The sequence below is a fragment of the Prevotella sp. P5-92 genome, assembly GCF_002251245.1.
Lineage (GTDB): Bacteria > Bacteroidota > Bacteroidia > Bacteroidales > Bacteroidaceae > Prevotella.
On sequence record NZ_NPJG01000068.1, the window covers coordinates 72,495 to 99,360 of the forward strand.

18 protein-coding genes are annotated in these 26,866 nt (G+C 49.0%); 15 read left to right on the forward strand and 3 right to left on the reverse strand.

Annotated elements, in window-relative coordinates:
* Positions 1-65: 65 nt before the first annotated feature.
* Both CIK99_RS06985 and CIK99_RS06990 read left to right on the forward strand, forming a co-directional pair.
* Positions 66-1,127 carry a helix-hairpin-helix domain-containing protein gene (locus CIK99_RS06985; RefSeq protein WP_094380817.1) on the forward strand — a complete coding sequence of 354 codons (1,062 nt, stop codon included), beginning with the start codon at positions 66-68 and terminating at the stop codon, positions 1,125-1,127.
* Between the two features lie 773 nt (positions 1,128-1,900).
* Positions 1,901-3,181 carry a hypothetical protein gene (locus CIK99_RS06990; RefSeq protein ID WP_144007927.1) on the forward strand — a complete coding sequence of 427 codons (1,281 nt, stop codon included), beginning with the start codon at positions 1,901-1,903 and terminating at the stop codon, positions 3,179-3,181.
* Between the two features lie 41 nt (positions 3,182-3,222).
* On the opposite strand, the gene aroB is transcribed toward CIK99_RS06990, so the two are convergent.
* The 3 genes from aroB to CIK99_RS07005 form a co-directional block, all read right to left on the reverse strand.
* Positions 3,223-4,272, reverse strand: coding sequence for a 3-dehydroquinate synthase (gene aroB / locus CIK99_RS06995; RefSeq protein WP_094380819.1), 1,050 nt, complete (start codon positions 4,270-4,272; stop codon positions 3,223-3,225).
* An 18-nt stretch (positions 4,273-4,290) separates the two neighbouring features.
* The gene (locus CIK99_RS07000) at positions 4,291-5,709 is read right to left on the reverse strand and encodes an amidophosphoribosyltransferase (RefSeq protein ID WP_094380820.1); all 1,419 of its coding nucleotides are present in this window, start codon (positions 5,707-5,709) and stop codon (positions 4,291-4,293) included.
* Positions 5,710-5,804: 95 nt separating this feature from the next.
* Entirely contained in the window at positions 5,805-6,581 is a 777-nt protein-coding gene (locus CIK99_RS07005) for a radical SAM protein (protein WP_094380821.1), read from the reverse strand.
* 143 nt (positions 6,582-6,724) lie between these two features.
* Between CIK99_RS07005 and CIK99_RS07010 the strand changes: the two genes are divergently transcribed.
* The 13 genes from CIK99_RS07010 (at position 6,725) to CIK99_RS07070 (ending at position 26,661) form a co-directional block, all read left to right on the forward strand.
* A complete protein-coding gene (locus tag CIK99_RS07010; RefSeq protein WP_094380822.1) occupies positions 6,725-7,603 on the forward strand; it encodes an ABC transporter permease in 879 nt (292 codons plus the stop codon).
* Positions 7,604-7,661: 58 nt separating this feature from the next.
* Positions 7,662-7,886 (forward strand): DUF3098 domain-containing protein, encoded by a 225-nt coding sequence (locus tag CIK99_RS07015; protein ID WP_094380823.1) that lies wholly within the window; start codon positions 7,662-7,664, stop codon positions 7,884-7,886.
* Positions 7,887-7,889: 3 nt separating this feature from the next.
* Positions 7,890-8,687 carry an undecaprenyl-diphosphate phosphatase gene (locus CIK99_RS07020; RefSeq protein WP_094380824.1) on the forward strand — a complete coding sequence of 266 codons (798 nt, stop codon included), beginning with the start codon at positions 7,890-7,892 and terminating at the stop codon, positions 8,685-8,687.
* On the forward strand, positions 8,684-9,403 hold the full coding sequence (truB, locus tag CIK99_RS07025) for a tRNA pseudouridine(55) synthase TruB (RefSeq protein ID WP_094380825.1): 720 nt from the start codon (positions 8,684-8,686) through the stop codon (positions 9,401-9,403). Before CIK99_RS07020 ends, truB begins: the two co-directional genes overlap by 4 nt.
* A gap of 84 nt (positions 9,404-9,487) precedes the next feature.
* Positions 9,488-10,678 carry a tRNA preQ1(34) S-adenosylmethionine ribosyltransferase-isomerase QueA gene (gene queA / locus CIK99_RS07030; RefSeq protein WP_094380861.1) on the forward strand — a complete coding sequence of 397 codons (1,191 nt, stop codon included), beginning with the start codon at positions 9,488-9,490 and terminating at the stop codon, positions 10,676-10,678.
* Positions 10,679-10,865: 187 nt separating this feature from the next.
* On the forward strand, positions 10,866-11,273 hold the full coding sequence (folK, locus tag CIK99_RS07035) for a 2-amino-4-hydroxy-6-hydroxymethyldihydropteridine diphosphokinase (protein WP_254047748.1): 408 nt from the start codon (positions 10,866-10,868) through the stop codon (positions 11,271-11,273).
* A 167-nt stretch (positions 11,274-11,440) separates the two neighbouring features.
* Positions 11,441-14,755: a SusC/RagA family TonB-linked outer membrane protein gene (locus CIK99_RS07040; protein WP_094380827.1), complete on the forward strand. Its 3,315-nt coding sequence runs from the start codon at positions 11,441-11,443 to the stop codon at positions 14,753-14,755.
* 44 nt (positions 14,756-14,799) lie between these two features.
* The gene (locus CIK99_RS07045) at positions 14,800-16,377 is read left to right on the forward strand and encodes a RagB/SusD family nutrient uptake outer membrane protein (RefSeq protein ID WP_094380828.1); all 1,578 of its coding nucleotides are present in this window, start codon (positions 14,800-14,802) and stop codon (positions 16,375-16,377) included.
* A gap of 40 nt (positions 16,378-16,417) precedes the next feature.
* Positions 16,418-17,296, forward strand: coding sequence for a putative zinc-binding metallopeptidase (locus CIK99_RS07050; protein ID WP_094380829.1), 879 nt, complete (start codon positions 16,418-16,420; stop codon positions 17,294-17,296).
* Between the two features lie 21 nt (positions 17,297-17,317).
* Positions 17,318-18,613, forward strand: coding sequence for a DUF4302 domain-containing protein (locus CIK99_RS07055; protein ID WP_094380830.1), 1,296 nt, complete (start codon positions 17,318-17,320; stop codon positions 18,611-18,613).
* A gap of 198 nt (positions 18,614-18,811) precedes the next feature.
* A complete protein-coding gene (locus CIK99_RS07060) occupies positions 18,812-20,671 on the forward strand; it encodes a hypothetical protein (protein WP_144007928.1) in 1,860 nt (619 codons plus the stop codon).
* A 43-nt stretch (positions 20,672-20,714) separates the two neighbouring features.
* Entirely contained in the window at positions 20,715-23,054 is a 2,340-nt protein-coding gene (locus CIK99_RS07065; protein ID WP_094380832.1) for a S8 family peptidase, read from the forward strand.
* 16 nt (positions 23,055-23,070) lie between these two features.
* Positions 23,071-26,661 carry a leucine-rich repeat domain-containing protein gene (locus tag CIK99_RS07070; protein ID WP_144007929.1) on the forward strand — a complete coding sequence of 1,197 codons (3,591 nt, stop codon included), beginning with the start codon at positions 23,071-23,073 and terminating at the stop codon, positions 26,659-26,661.
* The last annotated feature ends 205 nt before the right edge of the window (positions 26,662-26,866 follow it).

The window sequence follows — 26,866 nt, forward strand, 5'->3', positions numbered from 1 at the left end:
GCGCAAAGAAATAAAGAAGCGGGTTGCAGCAGCTATTCACTTCATAAATTTAAAAGAATAATAACGTGATTAAAGACGAGAAATTTTCCATCAACAAGAACGACATCAAAGTCGTCGCCTCGCTTCTCGTCATCTTCGTGACGACATGCGCCGCGCTGCTCTATCTCGCAAACCGTGCAGACATCACGGCTGGAGACGATGGTACGGCTGCTGCGGAAAATACTGCTGGAAGAAGAGGCTCGGCTGCTGAGGGAAGCATGGCTGGAAGAAATGGCTCGGCTGCTGATGACAGCATGACCGATAGGGACGGCGATGGAAAGCAACGGCATTACTATGCCGCTCAGCAACCGTCGGTTAAACTCTCGCACTTCGACCCTAACACTGCCGACAGCACGCAGCTCCTCGCTCTTGGCTTGCAGCCGTGGCAGGTGAGGAATATCTACCGATACCGTGCGGCAGGAGGCGTTTATCGCCGTCCGCAAGACTTCGCCCGTCTCTACGGCCTATCGGCGCACAAATACAAACAACTGCTGCCGTATATCCGCATCGCTCCTGAATACTCTATGACAGCAGCTGAATACGTCAGTCGAAACTCTCCAGCGCGTCAGACGACTTCCGACGCATGGCAACAAGAGAAAGCCATCGCTTCCTCTTCCTCTAAGACGACTTCCGCTGCTACTGACAAAATATATGGCACCGCGCCGTCGAGTGTCAGCCCACGCAACAGAAAACTGTCGCCAGGAGAGCACGTCTCGCTCAATGGCGCCGACACCACGGCACTGATGCGTGTGCCGGGCATCGGCAGATGGTATGCACGAAGCATAGTGAGGTATGGCGAGCGTCTTGGCGGATATGTCAGCGTAGATCAGCTCATGGAGATAGAAGACTTTCCTGCCGACGCACTGCCTTATATCAAACTCGGAAAGGCGACGCCGCGTAAACTCAACGTCAACAGTGCCTCGCTTGCCGAACTGCGTAAGCATCCCTATATCAACTATTATCAGGCGAAGGCTATCACCGACTATCGCCGCCTGTATGGCAAGATCACCGACATCAATGTCCTTGCCACATGCAGCGATTTCACCGAAAGAGACCTGAAGAGAATAGCTCCATACATTGAGTATTAATTTTTTGTAAGTTGACAAGTTGACGAGTTGAGAAGTAGATAAGTTGACAAATTGACAAGTTGATACCATCGATGGTCGCTGTAAGGTCAGGGACATCTATAAGAGTAAACTCACAAAAGATGAAGCAAGAACAAGTGCTGGACACATGCGCCCTTTCTCTTTTTGGGGGACGGCAGCACTGCAATGTGTAGGCGTTTCGGGGCGGGTGAGACACAGCTTTTTATATAAAGGTAGTAAAAATATTTCGCAAAAATAAGTGCCTTATATTATGATTTTTTCCCTAAATATATTTTTAATAATCTACCGTGTTCTAATTTCTCCAACTACCCAGAAAAATCTCTTTAGGTAGAGAAATATTTCATAGTCTGAAATCATACTGTTTAAGTGTTTAACTGTTTAAACCAAGAACATACACTTAAACAGTTAAACAGTTAAACAGTTTTATTTTAAAGTACCCCTATTTTTCAAAAAAATACTTATATTATATATATATATTTATATATATATATAATATAAATAAAAAATGAGGAAAAAGGGTGATGACCTAAAAAATAACTGTTTAACTGTTTAACTGTTTTTTTTTGATTAAAACTTGGTTTTCTCACCAATTTACGCAAAAACCCACTATACGTTTTTTAACGAAAAAAAATAGAGAATTGCTTGCATATTTGAAAAAAAAGTAGTAACTTCGCAGCTGAAAAATGAATAGGAGTTAGGCGGAATTTAGGTAGGACAAATATTTACGAAAAGGAGATAAATTACGAATTGCAGAGATGAAAAGAATTTTATTTTTTATATTGGGTATGATGGCGTTGCTGCATGTTGACGCGCAAAGCGATAGCGTCGAGGTGAGGCAAAGAGCCGTGCCTGTTGACGACGGCTGGTTTCTGCAGTTCGGCGCCGACTGGACTTTGCAAAAGCCTTATGGCCATCCCTTCAGCGAGATGATACAAAATGGCTCGTCGGTGGGTGTGGATGTGGCCATTGGTAAGCATTTTACCCACGAGATGGGACTGAGGGTAAAGGCGAGCTGGGGCAATGGCATCATCGACTCGCGTGCCAACTGGCTTGCCCCGTTCGACCAACCTGGCGAGAATCACCGCAAGGGAGGATTCCTGAGCGTGCAGGGCGACATCGTGTTCGACCTTCATAACATCGTCAGCGGATATAAGGCCGACAGAATGTGGAACACGGGAGTGTTTTTGCGTGGCGGCGGCGTATATAACTTCGGTGTCAACAAGGGTTCGCCGCTGATAGGTTTAGGATGGACGAATGCCTTCCGGCTGTCAGACACGTGGGGCGTCTATGCTGACGTAGCATACAACGGCATTTCGAGCGGTTTCACGATGGATCCTTCCACTGCCACTGGAACAGGCTCGGGCAGTAATATGTATTTTACCATCGATGTGGGCTTGACATATAACATTGGGGGCGAGAAACACAAGCTGAAGGACGATGTGGCGAAAAACTCACTTAGCGACAAAAGCTTCTGGAAGAACTGGTTCTTGCAGTTCGGTGCCGACATGACACTGTATAACCCATGCGAGAAAAACTTCAGCGACGTGTTTCCCAAGGGCGTGACTACGGGTCTTGACGTGGCTTTGGGAAAATGGTTCTCGCCCGAGATTGGTTGCAGGGGAAAGCTCAACTTGGAGAATTTCCTCTTCGAAAACAAGAAGCTCGAATGGCTGCCTTACGACGAGGAGAAGCATGTGAGCAACTACGACGGCGGCGGTTGCGTCATGGCATATTTCGACATGATGCTCAGTGTCAAGCATCTGCTCACAGGCTATTGCGAACGTGAGCGTTGGGACATGTACTGCTTTGGACGTATGGGTCTGGGCAAGAACAGGTCGATCGACTCGTTGTCGCCGGTGGTGGGAGCGGGCATTGGCGCAACATACCGTATCGACCGTCGCTGGTCGATATACGCCGACACAGCCTACGAAGGCATCACGAGCGAGTTCTTCGAAGGTGTGTCGTGGTCGGGTGCCACAGGCGGCAAGTTTAACGGCATCTTTGACTTTAACGTCGGTGTGCAGTTGGATATTTAACGCTGATTCGCAAGTATGGGAAGAAAGGAAATAATGGTAGGTTAGGCCTCCCGGTAGAAGTCGAGTGCTTCGGCTATTTCCTCTTTTGTGGCAGTTTGGTTGATGCGAATGTCGCCTACGTTGCCGAGCAGTGTGAAGTTGATGATGCCCGCCGTGTTTTTCTTGTCGTGGGTCATCAGTTCGAGTAGCTCGGGATAGTCGTCACATGTGATGTGCATCGTGCCGTAGTGTTGTTTTATGTATCTCACAGTGGCATGCATCTTATCGGTAGGGAATCCCGTCTTGCGAGCGGCGAGATACAGTTCGCATACTATGCCGTAAGCCACGGCGTGTCCGTGCAGTATGGGTTTGCGTTTCAGTGCAAACGACTCGAAGGCGTGTCCTACGGTATGTCCGCAGTTGAGAGCCTTGCGTATGCCATGTTCGAGCGGGTCGGCCAGTACGATGCGTTCTTTTACCGCCACTGAGTCGGCAACCATGCGTCTCAGCTGGTCGAGGTCGGGCTGATGGATGTCGAAATTGATGAGTTCGCTCCATAGCGTGTCGTTGCTGATAAGTCCGTGTTTGAGCATCTCGGCGTAGCCCGAACAGAGGTTTTCTTCATCCATGGTCTTCAGGAATACGGTGTCGAGGATGACGTAGTCGGCATTATTGAAGACACCGATTTCGTTTTTCAATCCGTTGAAGTTAAATCCCGTTTTTCCTCCCACCGAGGCGTCAACCATAGAGAGTAGGGTGGTGGGGATGTTGATAAATTTCACACCTCTCTTGAATGTTGACGCGGCAAAACCGCCGAGGTCGGTGACCATTCCTCCGCCGATGTTTATGACGAGCGAATGGCGTGTGCCGCCTCCTTCGCCTAATTGTTGCCATACTTGTGCCACGGTGTCGAGCGTTTTGTTGGAGTCGGTCGGTCCGATGGCTATCACCTGTGCCTTTGCCACTTCGTCGATGCTGTTGACGAGAGGCAGACAGAGCTGTTGTGTGGTGGTGTCGCAAAGCACAAAAAGCCTGTCGTGTTGACAGGCTTTTATAGCGTTAGACAGTTCAGCCACTATATCGTCAGAGATGATGACTTTCTGTTTTTCCATTGAAAGCGTTTTTGTTTTTTATTTCTTTTTCATATTGCAGCTACTGCCGTCGAAGCAGTGAGTGCAGACCTTGCATTTAGGCAGTCCGATAGACTCGATAAGAGTCTCTATCTTGTTGAATCTTAGCGATGAGAGTCCGAGTTGTCGGGCTATTTCGTCCACCATGCGTCGGTATTCGGGCGAGTCGGTGGTGGCATACTGTTCGAGTTTTGCGTTCTCATCGCCCTCGAAGTCGCGTATGATGCGGCGTGTGATGAGTTCGAGGTCGCTCTTCGACGAGGTGAATCCGATGAACGGACATCCATACACCAGTGGCGGGCATGAGATGCGTGCATGCACCTCTTTGGCTCCGCAGTCGAAGAACGTGCGCACGTTGTCGCGCAGCTGTGTGCCTCTGACGATAGAGTCGTCGCAGAACACCACTCGCTGGTCTTTCATTATGGCGCGGTTGGGTATGAGCTTCATCTTTGCCACGAGGTCGCGTCTCGACTGGTTGCCCGGAGTGAAGCTTCGTGGCCATGTGGGCGTGTATTTCAATACGGCACGTTTGTAAGGTATTTTATGACCTTCGGCATATCCCAAGGCGAAGCCCACACCCGAGTCGGGTATTCCGCATACGAGGTCGGCCTCGGTGTCGTCTTCTTCGCCGAGCATCTTTCCGCATCGTTCGCGCACGTATTCGGTGTTGATGCCCTCGTAGTCGCTGGCTGGGAATCCGTAATAGACCCAGAGGAAAGAACATATCTGGCTGCATCCTGACGGTCCCTGCATCACCTTCATGCCGTCGGCCCTGAGGCGTACTATCTCGCCAGGAGCCACGTCGCGAACTGTCTCGTAGTCGAGGTTGGGGAATGCTGTGGTCTCGCTTGTCACGGCGTAGGCGTCTTCCTTCTTTCCGATGACGAGCGTTGTGCGTCCGGCATAGTCGCGTGCGGCGATGATGCCGTCTTCGGTGAGTACGAGCATGGTGCACGACCCGTCGATTTTTTCAAACACCCTGTTGATGCCGTCGGTGAAGTCCTTGCCCATGTTGATGAGCAGTGCGACGAGCTCAGTCTGGTTGATCTTGTTGGCCGACATCTCGCTGAAGTGCATGCCCTGAGCGAGCAGTTCGTCGGCAATCTCGCGTTGGTTGTTTATTTTTGCCACTGTGACCACGGCATAGCGTCCGAGGTGAGAGTTGACGATGATAGGTTGCGGGTCGGTGTCGCTGATGACACCCAGTCCCTGGCATCCTATGAAGCTATCCAACTCATCTTCGAATTTAGATCTGAAATAGTCGCGTTCAAGACTGTGTATCGACCTTGAGAATCCTTTCTCTGGGTCGAAGGTGACCATTCCGGCGCGTTTTGTCCCGAGGTGAGAGTTGTAGTCTGTGCCGTAGAACAAGTCGTTGACGCAGTCTTTTTTTGATATTGTTCCAAAAATACCGCCCATTGTTGTTTGTTTATGTTTTCTGTTTTTAAAGATTTGGCTGCAAAATTACTTCATTTTTATGAAATATACAAGAAAAATACAGAAAATTTTCTTTGTCAGTATGATGCCGTGCATGGTATGCCTGCCGCAATGACGCGGTCGCGAATGGAGTTGAGCTCGTCGTGTGTGGCTTTTTGAAGGTCTTCGGCGGGCGTCTCGCGGTCGATGGTGTAAACCATCACCTCCATTGGCTGGATGCTTTTCACAGCTTCGAGCCACGGTGAGACATAGTCGTCGGTGGTGTTGTCAACGCTTTCGCCTCCGTAGTTGCCCTTCATGAACATGGTCTGTATGATAACGTGTCCTTCAAAGCGCTTCATGGCGTCGATGATACGGTTCACGTCGTAGTGTCCCGTAGGCTTGTCCACCTTATTTATATATAGAGGATCGACGGTGTCGAGTTTCAGTATATTGTTATCCACCCGCATGAGGGCGCCGTGGATGTCTGGGCGGAGGATGAACGTGGAGTTGCTCAGCACCGACACCTTTGCCTCGGGGCAATAGCTGTCGCGGAGCGCTATGGTGTCGTCGATGATGTCGGCGAAGTCAGGATGTGAGGTAGGTTCGCCGTTGCCAGCAAAGGTGAGCACGTCGGGGTGGACGCCCTCGTCGTGCATCTTCTTCAGCTGGGCTTCGAGAGCCTCTGCCACCTCTTGTCGTGACGGACGTTTCTGCCGCGGCCGTCTGTCGGCGTTGAATCCACATTCGCAGTAGATGCAGTCGAAAGTGCACACCTTGCCGTCGGCAGGCATGAGGTTGATGCCAAGCGAGATGCCTAATCGTCGGCTTTTTACCGGTCCGAAGATGGGCGATGGATATATGATTGTACTCATGAGTTTAACAGTTTATATTGAGTGATAAATGTCAAATTTGGTGCAAAGGTAACAAAAAACACTGAAAATATTTTGTTTTTCGCCCAATTTACACTATCTTTGCAAAAATTTTTTTTGAAATAGGTGTATTACATCATAAAAGAATGGCAAAACGACGTAAAACGACCCGCAGACGCACCGGTTTGCAGGTAGTTACTTTATGCATAAGCACTACGATGGTGCTAATACTTTTGGGAATGGTGGTCCTTTCGGTGCTGATGGCAAGAAACCTCTCGGCATACGTGAAAGAAAACCTCACGGTGACAGTGATGTTGAACGACAATGTGAGCACGAATAGCGCAAAGCTGCTATGTCGTGACCTCTATCATCGCCCCTATTCGCGCGACATTGACTATATCAGCAGGGAGCAGGCACAGAAAGAGCAGACCGAAGCCATGGGCTCTGACCCGTCGGAATTCCTCGGGTTCAATCCCTTTTCCGCCACGCTTGAGGTGAGGCTGAAGGCCGACTACGTCAACCGCGACTCGCTGAAGCTCATCTCGCGCGAGCTGAAGAAGCGCAAGGAGGTGACTGACGTGGCTTATCAGGACGACCTCATGGACAAGGTGAACTCCAATCTCCACAAGATAAACATCATACTATTAGTATTGGCAGTGTTGCTCACGTGCGTGTCGTTCTCGCTGATAAACAACACGGTGCGCCTTAGCATCTATTCCCGCCGTTTCCTCATCCACACCATGAAGCTCGTAGGAGCCTCGTGGAGCTTTATCCGCCGCCCGTTTATGCGCAACATGATGGGCGTGGGTCTTATTGCCGCCTTCTTGGCGTGTGGCGCTTTGGGAGGAGGATTCTATTGGCTGATGATATTCGAGCCAGGAGTGCTCAATGTCATCACATGGGTTGACCTCGCCATAGTGGCAACCGCGGTGTTCTGCTTCGGACTGGTCATCACCGCCATGTGCTCTTACCTCTCGCTCAACCGCTATCTTAAGATGACGGCAGGCGAGCTCTACCGCAACTGACGGTAGGGGAGAGAGACAAAGAAATAACGATGGATAATAAAAAAAAACAAAGACAATAATGGACAAGAAAAATTTCGCTTTTGACCGTATGAACTACATACTGCTTGCCATCGGCATGGCAATAGTAGTGGTGGGATTTATTCTGATGAGCGGAGGAGGCTCGACAGAAGAAGCATATAATCCCGACATCTTCAGCGCCCGCCGCATAAAGGTGGCTCCGGCCGTGTGCCTCTTGGGATTCGTTTCGATGATATACGCAGTGATAAGAAAACCAAAAGACTAAGATATGGACTGGATACAAGCACTCATACTCGGTCTCGTGCAGGGACTGACAGAATATCTGCCCGTGAGCAGTAGCGGTCATTTGGCCATCGGCTCATACCTCTTCGGATTGGAAGGAGAAGAAAACCTCGCCTTCACCGTTGCCGTACACGTTGCGACGGTGCTGAGCACGCTCGTCATACTCTGGAAAGAGATAGACTGGATATTCCGCGGACTCTTCAAATGTGAGATGAACGACGAGACCCGCTATGTGATTAACATCATCATCTCGATGATACCGGTAGGCATCGTGGGCGTGTTTTTCAAGGACACCGTGGAGGAAATCTTCGGTTCGGGACTGGTAATAGTAGGCTGTATGCTGCTCGTCACGGCAGCTCTGCTCACCTTCTCGTATTTCGCCAAGCCACGACAGAAATCCACCATCGGATGGCGCGACGCGCTGATCATCGGCATTGCACAGGCATGTGCCGTGATGCCCGGACTCTCGCGCTCTGGCTCGACCATCGCCACCGGTCTGCTCCTCGGCAACAAGAAAGAGACGTTGGCGCAGTTCTCGTTCCTCATGGTGATACCGCCCATCCTCGGCGAGGCACTGCTCGACGTGATTAAAGCCGTTAAGGGCGAGGAGGCATTCGGCGGCATCGACGTTCTGCCGTTGACAGTTGGCTTCTTGGCTGCCTTCGTCTCTGGCTGTCTGGCATGTAAGTGGATGATCAACATCGTGAAGAAAGGCAAACTCATCTATTTCGGCATCTATTGCGCCATAGCGGGAGTAGTAACACTGATCTGTTCGTTGATATGAATTTCGTAGAAGGAGAGATACTGTATATTAACAAGCCCTACAGGATGTCGAGCTTCGGGGCACTGGCACACATACGCTACCTGATATCGAAAAAGGTGGGAGTGAAAAGGGTGAAGACTGGTCATGCCGGCACGCTCGACCCGCTCGCCACAGGAGTGCTGATACTCTGTACGGGAAAGAAGACCAAGGAGATAGAACGACTACAGTATCACACCAAGGAATATACTGCCACGCTGCAGTTAGGAGCCACCACACCGAGCTACGACATGGAGCATCCCGAGGACGCCACTTACCCGACAGCGCACATCACCCGTGAACTGATAGAAGAGAAACTCAAGCTCTTCGTAGGCGAGATACAACAAGTGCCGCCCGCTTACTCTGCATGCAAGGTGGATGGCCACCGCGCCTATAAGCTGAAGCGGAAAGGCGCTGAAGTGGAACTCAAGCCGAAGACGCTGCAGATAGACGAAATAGAACTCACCGACTTCGACCCTGCGACGATGCAGGCGAAGATACGCGTGGTCTGCGGAAAAGGAACATACATACGCGCCCTGGCACGCGACATAGGGCAGGCTCTCGACAGCGGCGCCTACCTCACGGCACTCTGCCGCACACGCCTCGGCGACGTGAGGATAGAAGATTGCATAACACTCGACGACTTCCCGCAATGGCTTGAAAACCAAGACGTGGAATGTGGTCAACAAGAAAGTAAATAAACTCAACTCTTGCGAAAAGGGGAAAAAAACTTCAAAGAGCTTGATACATGCGTAACACAAATAAGTAAACAAATGAAATACGATATGAAACTGTCCCAATTCAAATTCAAATTACCTGAAAGCCAAGTCGCTCTCGAACCCCCATGCATCGAGTTTACCGACGATGACGGGAATGTAGTGGAGAAAGTGTACCATCGTGACGAGTGTAGGTTGATGGTATTACACAAGAAAAGCCAAAAGATAGAACTCTACAAGAAAGACAGTGACGGCGACGAGATAATTGAAAAGGTAAGGGACGAAAGAGGAAAGGTCATCGACGAACATCCCGCTTACCTCACCTTCCGTGACGTGGTCAACTATTTCGACGAGGGCGATGTCTTCGTCTTTAACGACACCAAGGTCTTTCCAGCACGTCTCTATGGCACTAAGGAGAAGACCGATGCAAAGATTGAGGTATTCCTGCTCAGGGAACTCAACAAGGAGCAACGTCTCTGGGACGTGCTCGTGGAACCAGCAAGAAAGATAAGGATTGGCAACAAACTCTTCTTTGAGGAAGACGGACCGATGGTGGCAGAGGTCATCGACAACACCACCAGCCGAGGACGTACACTCAGATTCCTCTATGACTGTCCGCACGACGAGTTTAAGAAAGAACTCTTCAGCCTCGGCGAGGCACCGCTGCCACGCTATATCATCGACCGCCGTCCCGCTACGCTCGACGATATGGACAACTTCCAGACCATCTACGCCAAGAATGAGGGAGCTGTCACAGCACCTACGTCGGGACTGCATTTCAGTCGCGAGGTGATGAAAATCATGGAGATAAGAGGCATACAGAAGGCGTATATCACGGCACACTGCGGACTGGGAAGCTTTGAGCCAATCGAAGTGGAAGACCTCACAAAACACAAGATGAACTCCGAACAGATCATCATCGGACGTGAGGCGTGTGACCTCGTCAACGACGCCAAGGCCAACGAGCGACGTGTCTGCGTGGTCGGCGTGACGACGGCACGAGCCACAGAGACCGCCGTGAGCACCGACGGACAACTCAAGGAATACGACGGCTGGACCAACAAGTTCCTCTTCCCGCCATACGAGTTCGGACTGGCCAACAGCATGATAAGCAACTTCTATCATCCCGAATCGACCATGCTCATGGCGACGGCTGCCTTCGGAGGATACGACCTCACGATGGAAGCCTACGAGACAGCGCTGAAACATGGCTACCGCTTCGGCTGCTACGGCGACGCACTGCTCTTGCTCGATGACTGATTGTTTTAAGTTGACGAGTTGATTGCGCTGATGACCGCCGTTGTTGGGTCTTACTTCATGTAAGACCGCCCGCCTAATGACATCGCTCATTCGTTACGAATCGGATTGCGGTCTTACATGAAGTAAGACCCTACAGAGGCGGATAATCGTCAGATATTTCTTTAGAAATTGAATTAATTACAAGAGCTTGAAACACAGAGTATTTCTCAGCCTCGGAAGCAATCTTGGCAACAAGGAAGGCAATGTCATTGAGGCTATAAGCAGAATAAGAGAGTTGATTGGCGACGTGGAGCGTCAGTCAACTCTTTTAGTAACCCAACCATGGGGCTTTGAGTCTGAAAACACTTTTGTCAATGCGGCGATAATGGTTGTCACAGACATGCAGCCGCTGCAGTTGCTGCATGCCACGCAACAGATAGAACGCGACATGGGACGAACGGAAAAGTCGGTCGCTGGGTGCTATCGCGACCGGATAATAGACATCGACATTTTGACATACGACGATCTCCACATCGCCACCGACGAGCTCACGCTGCCTCATCCACTGATGCACGAGCGCGATTTCGTCATGAAACCGTTGAGAGAGATACTTTAACTGTAAATGTTAAATTCATAATGGAGATACTTTAACTACAAATGTTAAATTTCTCCGTTTTTCCCCAATAATATTGATAATTTATACGAATACTTTGCAAGTTATGTTTTTTTTTTGTAATTTTGCACTCAGTTTCTAATAAATTATTATAATCGCTAAAAAATTTTATGGAAAAACGAATAGGAACGCTCTTGTCCGTGCTATGTCTTTTTGTGACCATGGCAGTAGCGCAGACGAAAGTGTCGGGAAAGGTCTTTTCCCAAGATGACGGCGAACCAGTGATTGGAGCGTCGGTAATGGTAGAAGGAACCAAGACAGGTTCCATAACAGATATAGACGGGCAATTCACCATTGAAGTGCCAAATGGCAAGAAACTTGTCATCAGCTATATCGGTATGGTGACTCAGACAGTAAAAGCCCACAATGGTATGACTGTCATCCTCGCACCTGACGCACAGACTCTTAACGACGTCGTAGTGACAGGTATGCAGAAAATGGACAAACGACTCTTCACCGGAGCCACGACAAAGGTGACGGGAGAAAAGGTGAAGCTCGACGGTGTGGCTGACGTCAGCCGCGCCCTCGAAGGAAAGGCGGCAGGTGTGTCGGTACAGAACGTCAGCGGAACATTCGGTACGGCACCACGCATACGCGTCCGCGGAGCAACGTCAATCTACGGCAGCTCCAAACCGTTGTGGGTAGTCGATGGAGTGATAATGGAAGACGTGACTGAGGTCGATGCCGACGCACTCTCGTCAGGCGATGCCGCCACGCTTATCTCTTCTGCCATTGCTGGACTGAACGCCGACGACATCGAGTCGTTCCAGATACTGAAAGACGGTTCCGCCACATCTATCTATGGCGCGCGAGCTATGGCTGGTGTGATTGTCGTGACAACAAAGAAAGGACATTCAGGCAGCAACAAGATCAGCTATACAGGCGAGTTTACCATGCGTCTGAAACCAAGCTACAACAACTTCAACATCATGAACTCGCAGGAGCAGATGGGAGTGTATCGCGAGATGGAAAAAGGCGGTATTATCAATTTCGCCTCCACCTATCGCGCCTCTGACAGTGGCGTGTATGGCAAGATGTATCATCTCATCAACTCATACGACGAGACAAGCGGGAAGTTTGGACTCGCCAACACCGAGGCTGCACGCAACGCCTATCTGAGAGAGGCTGAGTACAGAAACACCGACTGGTTTGACCTGCTCTTTAGCAACGCCATCTCGCAAAACCATTCCATAAGCATGGCATCAGGAACCGACAAGGCACAGTACTATACCTCGTTCAGTATCATGGACGATCCGGGATGGTACCGACAGAGCAGCGTACAGCGATATACAGGAAATATCAACGCCCTCTACAACATCTCGAAGAAGGTGACATTCAATGTGATAGGTAATGCCGCCTACCGTAAGCAGCGCGCACCAGGTACACTCGGACAGAGCCTCGACCCCGTGTCGGGAGAGGTGAGACGCGACTTCGACATCAACCCTTATTCGTATGCGCTCAACACCTCGCGCACACTCGACCCTAATGAATACTACGTGAGAAACTACTCACCGTTCAATATCTTCCATGAACTGAACAACAACTTCATGAACTTCAACGTGGTAGATACCAAACTCCAGGGCGAACTGAAATACAAACCAATAACAAAGGTGGAAATATCTGTGCTCGGAGCATACAAGTTCTCTACCACAACACAGGAGCACGAAATACACGACTATGCCAACCAGGCATGGGCTTACCGAGCTATGGACGATGCCACCGTGAGAAATGCAAACCCATGGCTTTATACCGACCCCGACAAGGTCAACTCGCTGCCAGTGAGCGTGCTGCCCGTCGGCGGTTTCTATCGTGAGACAAAATACAGGATGAACAGCTGGGACTTCCGCGCCACAGCCAACTACAACGACGTGTATAACGACGACCATATCGTGAACTTCTTCGGTGGTATGGAGGTGAACAACCTCGAACGCCGTCGTACTTTCTTCCACGGCGTCGGCATCCAGTATGATATGGGCATGCTGCCTTCTTACGACTACCAGTATTTCAAACAAGGACAGGAAGAGGGCACGCAGTATTTCTCTGTAGTAGATAGCTACACGCGTTCTGCCGCTTTCTTCGGCACCGCAAACTACTCGTGGAAAGGACGTTACAGCGTCAATGGAACAGTGCGCTACGAAGGAACAAACAAACTCGGACGAAGTCGCTCAGCACGATGGCTGCCAACATGGAACGTGTCGGGAGCATGGAACATGCACGAGGAACCTTGGTTCGAGACGTTGCGCCCAGCACTCTCCAACTTTACACTGAGAGCATCATACTCGCTCACGGCCGACAGAGGACCGTCGAGCATCACAAACTCGAAGGTGGTGATCACCAGCTACAACCCATGGCGACCATCAACAGGCGACTCAGAGACTGGGCTCGGCATCAACGACGTGGAAAACAGCGAGTTGACTTACGAGAAAAAACATGAGTTCAACATCGGAGCTAACATGGGATTCCTCGACAACCGCATCAACGTCGAAATCGACTGGTACAGACGAAATAACTACGACCTCATCGGTGCCATCACCACCACGGGCGTTGGCGGACGCGTAACGAAATATGCCAACGTGGCAAGTATGCGCTCACACGGTATCGAACTGTCGCTCTCCACAAAGAATATTGTGACAAAAGACTTCAAGTGGAACACCGACTTCATCTTCTCGAAGACAAAGAATACCGTCACCGATTTCGACTCTAATGTGCGCGTAATAGATATGGTGACAGGTACGGGATTCACCATGGAAGGATATCCAGTGCGCTCGTTGTTCTCCTTCGACTTCCAAGGCCTTAACGAAGACGGCTTGCCCACGTTCGTCAACGAGAATGGACAGGTGACCACCAGCGACATCTACTTCCAGGAGTATAACGAGAAGAGCCACCTCGTTTATGAAGGCTCTATCGACCCGACAATAACCGGCTCGTTTGGCAACGTCTTCACATACAAGAACTTCAAACTCAATGTGTTTATGACCTACGCCTTCGGCAATGTGATACGTCTCGACCCAGTGTTCAAGAGTTCATACAGCGACCTTACGGCTATGCCAAAGGAGTTTAAGAACCGATGGACCGTACAGGGCGACGAGGCAATAACCAATGTGCCCGTCATTGCCGACGCACGACTGCTCAACAACGACAACTATCTCAGCTATGCTTACAACGCATACAACTATTCTACCGAGCGAGTGGCAAAGGGAGACTTCATACGCATGAAAGAAATATCGCTGAGCTACGACTTCCCGGCTAAACTCATCCAGCCGCTGAAGCTCACCAACTTGTCGCTGAAGCTGCAGGCAACAAACCTCTTCCTCATCTACTCAGACAAGAAACTCAACGGACAAGATCCAGAATTCTTTAACAGCGGCGGTGTGGCATCGCCAATGCCAAAGCAGTTTACTCTGACCGTAAGACTCGGATTATAAAGCGTAATAAACACCATATTTTTCGAAAAAGAAGACTTAAAGAAATGAAAATACGTAATATCATATATATGGCTGTCGGAACGGTGATGACACTTACCTCTTGCGACGACTTCCTCGACAAGATGCCCGACAACCGTACGGAAATAAACAGCATAGAGAAGGTGACGAAACTACTCGTCTCGGCTTATCCTGAGAGCAATTTCAACTATCTCTGCGAGATGGCTTCAGACAATGCCATGGACAACGGCGCCACCTACACCATCGGCGAACGACAGCAACAGGAAGCATACCTCTGGGAGAAAATCACAGGAACGGGCAACGACTCGCCACGAAGTTTCTGGAACAACACCTATATCGCCATCGCAGCCGCCAACCAGGCACTTGCCTCTATCGACGAGATGAACGGACGGGAGACGATGAAAGCTCAGCGCGGAGAGGCTCTCATGTGTAGGGCATGGGGACATTTCCAGCTCGCCAACGTCTTCTGCATGGCTTATGCGCCGGAGACGGCCAACACCTACCTCGGACTGCCTTATGCCGTGGAGCCAGAGACAACGGTGAAACCTGAATACACACGAGGAACACTTGCTGAACTCTACGCTAATATGGAAAAGGACATCGAAGAAGGCCTGCCTCTTATCGACGACCAGATCTATACCGTGCCGAAATACCACTTCACACGTGCAGCAGCCTATGCCTTTGCCGCCCGCTTCTATCTCTATTACCAGAAATGGGACAAGGTAATAGAATGTGCCAACAAGGTGCTGGGCTCTAATCCAGGAAAGGTGATGCGCGACTGGCAGGCCATCTACAATATGGCTGCCGACTTCACTTCAAGATGTAACGAGTATGTGTCGTCGAAATCGGCTGCCAACCTCCTGTTGCAGACGGCTACATCGCAGATGCCTTTCTGGCTCGGTCCATACAATATCGGTACACGATACGGACATAATGCTACATATATCTGTAACATAGAGACTTACCGCGCCGGCGGACTCTGGGGCGAATACGGAAAGAGCAACGACCTCTATATGGCTAACTCTTGTTGGGGCATAGAACAGAAAATATGCTACTCGAAATATCGCCAGGACATGCAGTATGTGGACAAGGTGAATGGCATCGGTTATCCAGAGGTGGTCACAGTGATGCTTTCGGGACCCGAGACACTGCTGTGCCGCGCTGAGGCTTATGTCCATCTGAATCAGTATGACAAGGCCGTTGAGGACATCAACACTTGGATGCAATATAACTGTCGCGCAAAGTTGAATATCGCGCTGGAGGACGTGGAGAATATCTACATCGACATGGACTATAGCGAGGATGCCGAGGGCAAGCCAATGCCTGCCTCTGCCAACAACACGCCGAAGAAACGCCTCAACCCAGCTGGATTTACCATCAACGACGAGACACAAGAGGCTTTGTTCCATTGTATTCTGCATATGCGCCGCTGCGAAACCATGCAAGACGGACTGCGCTGGCAGGATATCAAACGATTCGGTATTGAGATAGCACACAACCGAGCAGGACAGACTCCCGTATATCTGCAGAAAGACGATCCGCGCAAGGCGTTCCAGCTGCCTGACGACGTGATCTCTGCTGGACTTGAGGCTAATCCGAGATGAGAGTGTTAATGAATGACAATATCATAAATGACAATGTAAGATGAAACTGAAATATATGTTTATGGCTGCTGCAATGTGCCTGGGCATGACATCATGCAGCGAAGACGAACTCAATCCCGAAAGCATCTTCGAGAGTAACGAGACAATGCCAGAAAATGATTTCGACCGTTGGCTCAAGACCAACTATGTCGATGAATATAATATACAGGTGAAGTACAGGTTTGAATTTAACGAAAGCGACAAGGGATATAACCTCGTGCCTGCCGAATATGACAAGGCTGTGGCTATCGCCAAACTCACCAAGTACCTGTGGCTTGACGCTTATGCAAAGGTGATGGGCAACACGTTTATTCGCACTTACTGCCCGAAACTGATTCATCTCGTCGGTTCGCCACAATATAATACCGACGGATCGGTGTCGATAGGTGTGGCTGAAGGCGGTATGAAAATATCGTTGCTGAACATCAACAGCCTCGACTTCGAAAACCTCGACCCCGATTTCCTCAACTACTGGTATTTCCATACCATGCACCATGAGTTTACGCATATCCTGCATCAGACAAAAGACTATCCTACTGTATATAAAGAGGTGACACCGACAGGATACACGTCGCAGAGCTGGGTGAACCTTTCCAACCAGCAGGCACTCGACCGCGGATTCATCACCCCATACGCGTCGATGAATACTGACGAGGACCTCTGCGAGATGCTCTCTACCTATGTCACACATACACAGAAGTATTGGGACGATACCGTGGCTAAGGCATCAGACTCAGGAAAGGCGGCGATAGCTTCAAAGCTCGACATCCTGCGTGGCTATATGGAAGAGACGTGGGGAATGGATATCGACGCCCTGCGCGAGGAGGTGCTTGAACGTCAGGAACATATCGATGAACTTGACTTGAAATCTCTCAATTAACATTTTTACCAGACAGAAGATATGAAAAAGATACATTATTTACTGTGCATGGCGGTGGCTCTCATCGCCGCATCGTGCAGCAACGAACAGGAAGACTTCTTCAGCGACTCGTCGGCTAACAGGGCTAATGCTCAGGTGAAGAATACCATCGAGGTGCTCTCAGGAGCTGACAACGGATGGATAATGCAGTATTTCCCTGGCGATCCCGCCACCTACGGCGGATATAACATGATAATAAAGTTTGAAAAGGACGGACAGGTGACCGTGGCCAACGAACTCGCCGCATCTGAATATACGGAGACCAGCTACTACAGCGTGAAACAGTCGGCTGGTATCATGCTCTCGTTCGACACCTACAACCAGGTGTTCCATGTTTTCAGCGACCCTTCGGCTCCTCTCTCGGGAGATCAGGGAGAAGGCATGTCGGGCGACTACGACTTCAGCGTGATGAAGGCAGAGGCTGACCAAGTGGTGCTCAAGGGACGCCGCCAAGGCACTTATGCCATTCTCACCCCGATGCAGCAGGGAAAGTCGTGGACCGAATATCTCAACAACGTGAAGGAGGTGAGGTATGAGATGCAGTCGCTTAACTACACGCTGAAGGTTAACGGAAAGGAAATTCCTGGCTCGCCTTACCGACGCACTCTGAAATTCCAGGTGGATGACGAGCAGGGCAACCCGATAACTGTCACCTTACCGTATGTGTATAGCGAGAATGGCATGAAGGCTTATCAACCCGTAAATATTGAAGGCGTGGATATTACCGGATTTACCTATTCTGAAGGTGGCAGCTACAAGGAAATGTCGGGAGCAAACGTCACTCTCGACCAAAAGGTAATTCCTCTCAACCAGTTGCTCATCGACTACCAGTGGTTCTGTGACTATTCTGACATGGGCACTTTCGGAAAGAAAGCATGGGCGTATTTCGGACGCGGACTTAATGAACTCGGCGACATTCTGCTCTATGCCTTTTTTGGCACTTATAACGATCGTTTTGGCTTCCATTTCGTGTCGTATTCCACTACTGACGGAAACCACTATAGTGGCGGACTGAACTACAAATACACGCTCGTCGGCGACAACAAGATAAGGATGCAGTTTGCCGAGAACGGATACGGAAGCGGAGCATGGTATTACCAGAATGCAAAGATGGACTACGCGTTGTATCCTTTCGGATATTCAAAGGAAAAGACGTTTACCATCACTACCGACAACCCGAAGATGCCAAGCTATCTCATCCTCAGCGACGACAACGACAAGACAAATGTCATAAAGCTGAGCTATTCTGTGGTCTCTTTCCCTTTCCTTGAGGAATAAGATAAACAAAATGCCCTGTATGGAGCTTTTCACGAGTTCTGTACGGGGCATTGTGTTAAAATGTGACTAAAAAAAGTAAAAATAGGATATTTCGTCTTTTTTCTTTTGACAAGAAGAATTATTTTGTTACCTTTGCAAGCAAAATGTAACAAACAATAACTTTAGAAAAGAGAAAAATATCACAATTTGAAAAAGCTTATGAGAAAAATTTACTACTCGTTGGTCACCATCGTGCTTTGTATGATGGGACTGACTGCTAATGCTCTCGATGTGAAAGTAAACATCGACAATGCGGCTAACGTAACCGTAAAGGTCAATAACGAGGTCGTTTCTATTCACAATGGAGAAAACATCTTCTCTGTAAGTGATCCATTCAATACAGGTTTCTATCAGTCTATTAGCATCTCCCCAAATGATGGTTGTTATCTAAAGGTGACAAAAACTCTTAATGGAGCGACAACAGAGACAAGCTCATCTATCTCCGTGAAGAAAGGAGAGGAAGCCGCCGTATATGATGTCATCTCACGTACCGAGGCTGACCGTACCGGCGTGTGCCGGGTGACCGTTGACGATCCTGCTTTACTGAAGGCTGACGCACACGGCACATCTAACCAGAGCTATACCTTCTCACAGCAGACAACGGAAATAAGGTATATCCCTGGCTTTGACCAAATCCAGTTCAAGCATGCAGTGTCGGGAAAGGTGCTGTATTCGGTAAGTGTTGACGGCAATATGCTGAATAGAACCTATAACACATTCTATGTTTCGCTCAACGAGGCGAGTGTCAACGTTGACGTTAAGGTGAACGCTCCTGCCGGACTGACAAGAAAGGTGATGCTTTCGTATGCTGATCCCGCTGCTGCCGAGGGATTTATCACAGCCGTGAAGGTGGAAGGCGAGGATGTGGCTAAGGAAAAGTATCTTGCAGCAGCCGGATTCGATGTGCCTTGGGGTTCCATGGTTACCGTTTATGGCAACATTCAGAAATACAAGTTCAATAAGATGACTGTTAATGGAGGGCAGACAGATTATTTCGCAGGACATTACTCATTCAATGCTATCGACGACATGACAATGGTCATCGACGCCGAATTATATGCTGAAATCAATGCCACGCTGACTATTGACGATGTGAACAATGTGCTAGTGACACAGTTTGACACGCAGAGCTATTCAGAGATTCCTCTTGAGGGCTTGTCAAGCGGAAGAAATACGATAGAGCTGTCTGAGAAACAGTCAACGATAACTATCAAGGGCTCGCAGTACGGTACTGTAGTATCGGTTACTGCCAACGGAGTGGCGCAGTCAGAGGCGTCGCCGGGCGCTGGCTATTCTATTGACGTGAAAGACGGAATGACCATTGTCGTAAGGACAAAGAAATATGTGCGCGACCAGACTCTCATCGTATATGTTGACGATATTTCAAATGTAAACTATTACAGCTTCCGCTCGGGTGACTACGACAACTATCGCGACGTCAGGGTAGGGAATGGATATAACGAGGTGAAGTTCTACGAAGGCGAAGTGTTCCATGTCAGCTTTGCCAATTTGGCGGAAGAACCGGCATTTATGTATGTCAACAATTCACTGCAGCCTGGCAATCAGGTGATTCCAAGAAACAATGATGTGCTGAAGATTTACTCTACCGGCGACAAGAGCGTGGTGAGTGTTGACTTCGTACTCGAAGATATAGAGGTGAACGAGTTCTCTGTCGTTTACGACAAGGTGAAGGAAGCCGACAAGGAGGACAAGGAAGATGGATTCTACGTGCTGCCGGGTGCTGAGGTGGTAGTGATGCCTATACCTTCAGTAAAGATTAAGGTCGCTGTCGATGGCAATGAAATAACTGCCAACGAGGCTGGACAGTTTGTCTTCGTCGTCAACGAGGCGGTGGAAGTGAAAGTCACCAAGGTCGGCGAAACTGCCATAAATGATGTTGAGGCTGAACAGGCTGGCGACGGAAAGATCTTCAATGCTATGGGCGTTGAGGTGAAGACCATGTCTCGCGGTCTTTACATCGTCAACGGAAAGAAAGTCGTAGTAAACCCTATACGATAGCTCTTTTCCAAGAAAAAATAGAAATAATATTAAATAACCGAGAATGAAATTTAAGTTTTTTACAGCGTCGTTGTTGATAATGGCGCTTTCTGCCACTGCTCAGTCGCATCTGGGAATAGCAGATAAGGTAAGGATTCGCCAACTGAAAATGGAACAACGTAAACCGGAGTTATTCCAGTTTACACGACAGACACCAAAGACGGTGAACGAGATGCTTGGAGTGCCTCAGACTCATGCGCTCGCAATAGTGAAACTGGCCGATGGAGCAACGGAGGCCGACCTGAAAGCACAGGGCGTCAACGTGTTGCGTACAAGCTTTGGCTTTGCGTTTATTTCGGTTGCACTCGACGATGCGGAGCGTGTAGCCTCGCTGAAATCGATCACCAATTTCCAAATGGAAAGACCAATGGAGCAAAAGCTGAAGTATGCTCGCGAGGATACTGGAGTAGATAAGATCCACCAGGGAATAGGACTCTCGCAGGCTTATACTGGCAAGGGCATCGTATGTGGTATCGTTGATAATGGCTTTGACGTCAACCACTTGAACTTCAAGGACGAGAATGGCAATTCCCGCTTGAAATATTTTGAGGTGGTCGATACAAAACAAGGACAGACCATCGAGGAGATGATAAAGCGAACGGTATATAACACACCTGAAAAAATCAACGAGTATAAGACCGACGCAGCATCAACTTATCATGGCACACATACCGCCGGCATCATGGCTGGCGGATACCGCGGCAATGCTAAGGTGGCAACTTTGACTAACAATGGACAGACGGGCTCGAAGGTGGAGGAAGGAATAGCTAACCCTTACTACGGAGTGGCATACGATGCCGATATCTGTGCCGCATCGTGTACGGCACTCACCGACATACAGATAGCCATCGCTGTTGAGGACCTCCTTTACTATGCGGAATATGTCAATAAACCTATCGTCGTCAATCTCTCGCTTGGTTCTAACCAGGGTTCGCACGACGGTAAGGCTACTGTTTGCCAATATTTCGATGTGCTTGCAAAGAAACTCAACGCTAAGATAATCCTTGCCACGGGTAACGAGGGAGATGAAAAGATTGCCGCGACAAAGACATTCACTGCCGACGACAAGGAATTCAAGACCTTCGTTGTCGGCGACAGCGTGAAGATGAGCGAAGGTACTATCTACGTGAGATCGGGACAGTTGCAAATCTATAGCGACACCGACAAGCCTTTCAAGTCGTTTAAGGTTGTCGTGTATAATACCGAAAGAAAAAGGAACAGTAAGACTTTCGAACTTAATCTCACAGAAGATACGAAAGGAAATGGACTGTATTTCTGTTCTGAAAACTATAAGGAATACGACAATGACGTAGTCGATGCTACCTTTGACAGGTATTTCAGCGGTTATTTAGGATTGTACTGGGACACTGACCAAGTGGTAGGTCGCTCGTTGTGTACTCTCGATTTTGAGGTGATTGACAATCCAGAAACCAATCCCGAAGGAAAGTATCAGGTGGCTGTCTTCGTCGAGGGAGAGGAAGGACAACGACTCGACGCCTTCATGGCAGGCTATTACTATGGAATGAGCGACCTCAAGATGGAAGGATGGGACGATGGGTCGAGCAATGGCTCGATAAGCGACGTGGCTTGTGGAAAGAGTACTCTCAGCGTGGGCTCTTACAACTCCACTACTGCTTGGGCTCAGCTTGACGGATGGGCTTACAAGCAGCCTGGCTCCGGCATAGAGTTTGGCGAGGTGACTCCATTCTCTTCTTACGGAACACTTATTGACGGACGTAACTTGCCCGACGTATTGGCGCCTGGTGCTTATCTTGTATCGTCGATGAACCGATACTATCTCGAAGACCAGCACATTCTTGGCGACGACATGTTGTCGGCTGTCGCCACTGTTGACGGTATCGACTATCCTTATGCATGGGCGGCCGGCACGTCAATGGCTTGTCCTATGGTGACGGGTATTGTGGCTCTTTGGTTAGAGGCTGATCCAACGCTGACCATCGAGGATATCAGGGACATCATCAAGAAGACGTCGCGTATGGACGATGCCATGAAGAAGGCTGACCCCGCAAAGGTGGGATCTGGAAAGATAGATGCCTATGAGGGCTTGAAGGAAGTGCTTCGCCGAAAGGGTGAATCGGGTGTAGGCTCGGTAGTGGCTGACGATAGCCGCCTCGTGGTGTCGCAGTGCGGTGAGCGCGCCGTGAACGTGTTCCTCGCAGGTGCAAACGACATCAATGCCGAGGTGTTTACCATGACTGGCGTGAAAGTGACGAGTCAGCATGGCGACGGTGATGAGCTTACTATCGACCTCGCTGGAAAGAATAATGGCGCTTACCTTATTCGTGTCAACGGAAAACATTCGAAATGTATATTAGTGAAATAACAAAATGATTAGTGATATGAAACAACTTTTTTCTAAATGGTTCGGCTTAGTGGCCTTCATGTGCGCTTGGTTATGCTTGCCAATGACGGCTTCAGCAGCTGACGACGAACCGATTATTGAGTTTAAGACGATAGTTGCTGAAAAGGCCGGCGGCTCTTCTGTTACTGTCTTCTTGGGTGGATTTAAGGAGGAGACCGACTATCTCGACTTCGATTGCGGCTCTGGCTTGGAAGAACAGGAACTCAAACAAGCAGTATTAAACACCGAAGATGAAACCTGGTCAGGAGGCTTGAAATTTACTTGTACTCCCGGCGAGGACGGAGTGGTGAAGATCTACGGTGACCCCGCGAATATCGCCGTCATCAACTTCGATGGATGCTATATCTCACAACTCAAGATGGCAAAGATGGAGAATCTCTATTATCTCAATCTTGACCATAACGAACTGGAGGCCCTTGACCTTACACAACAGACCGCACTGCAGTATCTCACCGTGGCAGACAATCCATTTAACAAGAGCCCGATGAAGCTCAGCACCAGCATGCCTAACATCAAGCATCTCGCCATCGGTCAGACAGGTAATGTCGATCCCGAGTTGAACATCTCCAACTATCCCTCGCTCATCATCTTCGATGCTTATGCCTGCAAGGGATTGAAGAGTGTTGACCCATCGGGATGTCTTGAACTGCAGCGACTCTCGCTTGATGGTACAAACATAAGCTCTCTTGACATCAGCAATAACCACTTTCTCACAATCCTTAATATCAGCGACACGAATATCGAAGAGATAGACCTGAGCGACTTGGAGTTTCTCCAACAGTTCTATGCCGACCGACAGGGCTCTCAGACCAAACTGAAGAAGCTTGACGTCTCTGCCAACCGAAGCCTGGTGTATCTCTTTGCAGCCGGTAACGGCTTGACTGAGGTTGATCTGACAAATAACAAGTATCTGCAACAGCTCTACCTCGCCAACAATAATTTGACACACATTGACTTGTCTAAGAATGGGGAACTTGTCAATGTCATACTTCGCAACAACTATTTTACGTTTGCCACACTGCCCGCTCCACAGGATAAATGGGGACAGTATGACTATTACCAAAACAACATGGCAATAGCAAAGACGGTCCAGGTTGGCGACGTGCTCGATTTCTCCGACCGAGTGTTGCGTGAAGGTACTGAGACAACATGTGCTGTGTTTATGGTTGATGAGATCGAACTTGAGACAACCCAACTTGACGAGAGCTATTATAAATATGAGAACGGAAAGGTCACCTTCCTCAAAGCACCCGAGAAACCCGTTTATCTGGCTTTTGCCAACTCAATGTTCACCGAAATGCAACTCGACTATATGCCTCTCCGTACGGCACAGTTCAGGGTGAGAACAGTGGAAGACTTCGGAAAACCAGACATCGCCTTCTCTCTCACTACAAAGAGCGCATCTCCAGAGGTGAAAATGAATATAGGTATGGAAGGCGCCACAGCCGACAATCCAAAGTCTTTCTACGTCGATTTTGGCGACGGCAAGCGGAAGGAGTTCACCACTACAACGGATAAGGTTCCTGAAAATCCTAACGTGGTAATCAGCAGCACAAGAAATACTCTTACCGTGTATGTGCCACAGGACGAGGTGCTTACCGCTATTGGCGTGGATGGAATGAAACTCTCGTCAATAAATCTTAGCAGCCTCTTGTCGCTGGCTCACCTCTCGCTGAAAGGTACCGAACTGTTTGAGATAGACCTCGGATACAACCGTGCGCTGAAGAGCCTCGTGCTAAACGGAAACTTCTTTGAGAGCCTGAACATCCGTGGCGTGAATGACTATTTCCAGAAAAACTATCTGACAGACATCGACCTCAGCGACAATGCCATGGTATCTGTCACACTCAACGATATGGGCGGTATCCGTAATCTCAACCTCAGCAACAATCTGCTGACTGAGCTGTCGCTGAAGGATGCTGACAACATGCAGACACTTAACCTCAGCAACAACTATCTGACATCAGTCAACTTGAGCTATATGACATTGATGACAAAATGTGACATCTCTAACAACCAGATTGCAGAGTGTGTCATGCCTGCCGAGAACTCGCTCACCGAGTTCAAGTGCGAGGAGAATAACCTCAACTTCTCATCAATGCCTCAGCTCACGGGCATCGACGTCTTCACGTTCTCTCCTCAGAAAGACGTGAAAATTGTTACTCTCGCTCCTAGCATTGACCTCGAAGACCATAACGTGAACGGCAATACGGAATACGTATGGAAACTGAGCGATACTGGAGCGGCACTGACAAAAGACACTGACTACAGAATCAACGACGGCAAGACTCGTTTCCTCTCGCCAATATTCGGCAAGAACGTCTATTGCGAGATGACTAACCCCATATTCCCCGGACTCGTTCTGAAGACTACGGATGTAGAGGCCGCCGACATGCCTACAAACAAGCTCGCCACATTCAAGACTACCGAAGACGGAACGGCAACACTCATCCTCAGAGTACCTGAAGGAACACAAGCAACTACTATCTGTATAGACTGGAAGGGTGGAGATGTTGTGGAGACTTACTTCGTGGATGAGAACCTCACGATACTCAGCCCGAAAATCTACAAAGGACGTGAATGTGCGGTGTATGCTTACGACGCCAATGCGCCTCTCTCGGTGTTCAGTATTACAGGAGCTAAGCTGGCTGACGTGGATCTCACAAATATGAAGAACATCGTGCTCGCTAATGTAAGCGATGCTGGTATATCGGAGATCAAACTGCCGGAAAGCGACAATCTGAAGGAGCTGATACTTAACAAGAACAACTTTACAAGCATCGACCTCACAAGATACGCCAACCAGCTCGTACTCCTCTCGATGAACGAAAACAAGCTGACCTCGTTCGACGCGTCGCCATTGAAGAAACTGCAGATGCTCCGCATGGCAGCCAACGAACTTTCAGACGTGAAGCTGAACAACAGCGACCTGTGGGAGTTGGATCTTACTGGCAACAAACTGGAAAGCATCAACCTCAAGAAACTGCCTAAACTGCATCAGGCTTTCCTCGGTGCCAACCAGCTGTCGTCTCTCAACCTGAAGAACAACTTTGACCTCAAGGTGCTGCACATCTATAAGAATAAGTTTACCTTCAGCACACTGCCTCTTCCTACAATCAACGAATACCAGTATGGCGAACAGGCAAACGTAGATGTCAATGTGGTTGATGGTGTAGTGGACCTCTCTGCCGATAAAGAGGTGGACGGCACACCGACCACATACCGATGGTTTGTGGATATGCCATACTACGATGAGAACACTGGCGAACTCACCGGAGAGGAACTATACTACAACGACGAGTGTCGTATTGAGGACGGAAAGACATACTTCCTCGCTCCTATCAATAATGTGGTCTGCGCAATGCTCAACGAGAAGTTCCCGAACCTCACCATCTACACCAACCCGATAAATGTTGAGACTGCTGGCATCAACGGCGTTGAAACCGAAAAGAACAACGAACCGGTTAAGGTGTTTAACATTAACGGTATGCAAGTAGATAAGGTGAAGGCCAACGGAGTGTATATCACCAAGCAGGGAAAGAACGTCCGCAAGACAATCATCAAATAACGCAGTGCAATCATAAGACAATGCAGTGCAATAATTAGATAACTTTGGGCGACACACACCTTATTATACATATAAGGCGTAATACAGCTTGAAAAAAAGGAATTAAGGATTAAGAGTTAAGAAATGAGAACCCCATTGGTTAAACAAGGTTAAAATCCAACCGCCAATGATAAATTCTTAAATCTTAATTCTTAATTCTTAATTT

Bases quoted from the DNA above. Each gene is read 5' to 3' on its own strand.
- CIK99_RS06990 (WP_144007927.1), top strand. From the start codon at position 1,901: ATGAAAAGAATTTTATTTTTTATATTGGGTATGATGGCGTTGCTGCAT.
- aroB (WP_094380819.1), bottom strand. From the start codon at position 4,272: ATGGAAAAACAGAAAGTCATCATCTCTGACGATATAGTGGCTGAACTG.
- CIK99_RS07000 (WP_094380820.1), bottom strand. From the start codon at position 5,709: ATGGGCGGTATTTTTGGAACAATATCAAAAAAAGACTGCGTCAACGAC.
- CIK99_RS07005 (WP_094380821.1), bottom strand. From the start codon at position 6,581: ATGAGTACAATCATATATCCATCGCCCATCTTCGGACCGGTAAAAAGC.
- CIK99_RS07010 (WP_094380822.1), top strand. From the start codon at position 6,725: ATGGCAAAACGACGTAAAACGACCCGCAGACGCACCGGTTTGCAGGTA.
- CIK99_RS07015 (WP_094380823.1), top strand. From the start codon at position 7,662: ATGGACAAGAAAAATTTCGCTTTTGACCGTATGAACTACATACTGCTT.
- CIK99_RS07020 (WP_094380824.1), top strand. From the start codon at position 7,890: ATGGACTGGATACAAGCACTCATACTCGGTCTCGTGCAGGGACTGACA.
- truB (WP_094380825.1), top strand. From the start codon at position 8,684: ATGAATTTCGTAGAAGGAGAGATACTGTATATTAACAAGCCCTACAGG.
- queA (WP_094380861.1), top strand. From the start codon at position 9,488: ATGAAACTGTCCCAATTCAAATTCAAATTACCTGAAAGCCAAGTCGCT.
- CIK99_RS07040 (WP_094380827.1), top strand. From the start codon at position 11,441: ATGGAAAAACGAATAGGAACGCTCTTGTCCGTGCTATGTCTTTTTGTG.
- CIK99_RS07045 (WP_094380828.1), top strand. From the start codon at position 14,800: ATGAAAATACGTAATATCATATATATGGCTGTCGGAACGGTGATGACA.
- CIK99_RS07050 (WP_094380829.1), top strand. From the start codon at position 16,418: ATGAAACTGAAATATATGTTTATGGCTGCTGCAATGTGCCTGGGCATG.
- CIK99_RS07055 (WP_094380830.1), top strand. From the start codon at position 17,318: ATGAAAAAGATACATTATTTACTGTGCATGGCGGTGGCTCTCATCGCC.
- CIK99_RS07060 (WP_144007928.1), top strand. From the start codon at position 18,812: ATGAGAAAAATTTACTACTCGTTGGTCACCATCGTGCTTTGTATGATG.
- CIK99_RS07065 (WP_094380832.1), top strand. From the start codon at position 20,715: ATGAAATTTAAGTTTTTTACAGCGTCGTTGTTGATAATGGCGCTTTCT.
- CIK99_RS07070 (WP_144007929.1), top strand. From the start codon at position 23,071: ATGAAACAACTTTTTTCTAAATGGTTCGGCTTAGTGGCCTTCATGTGC.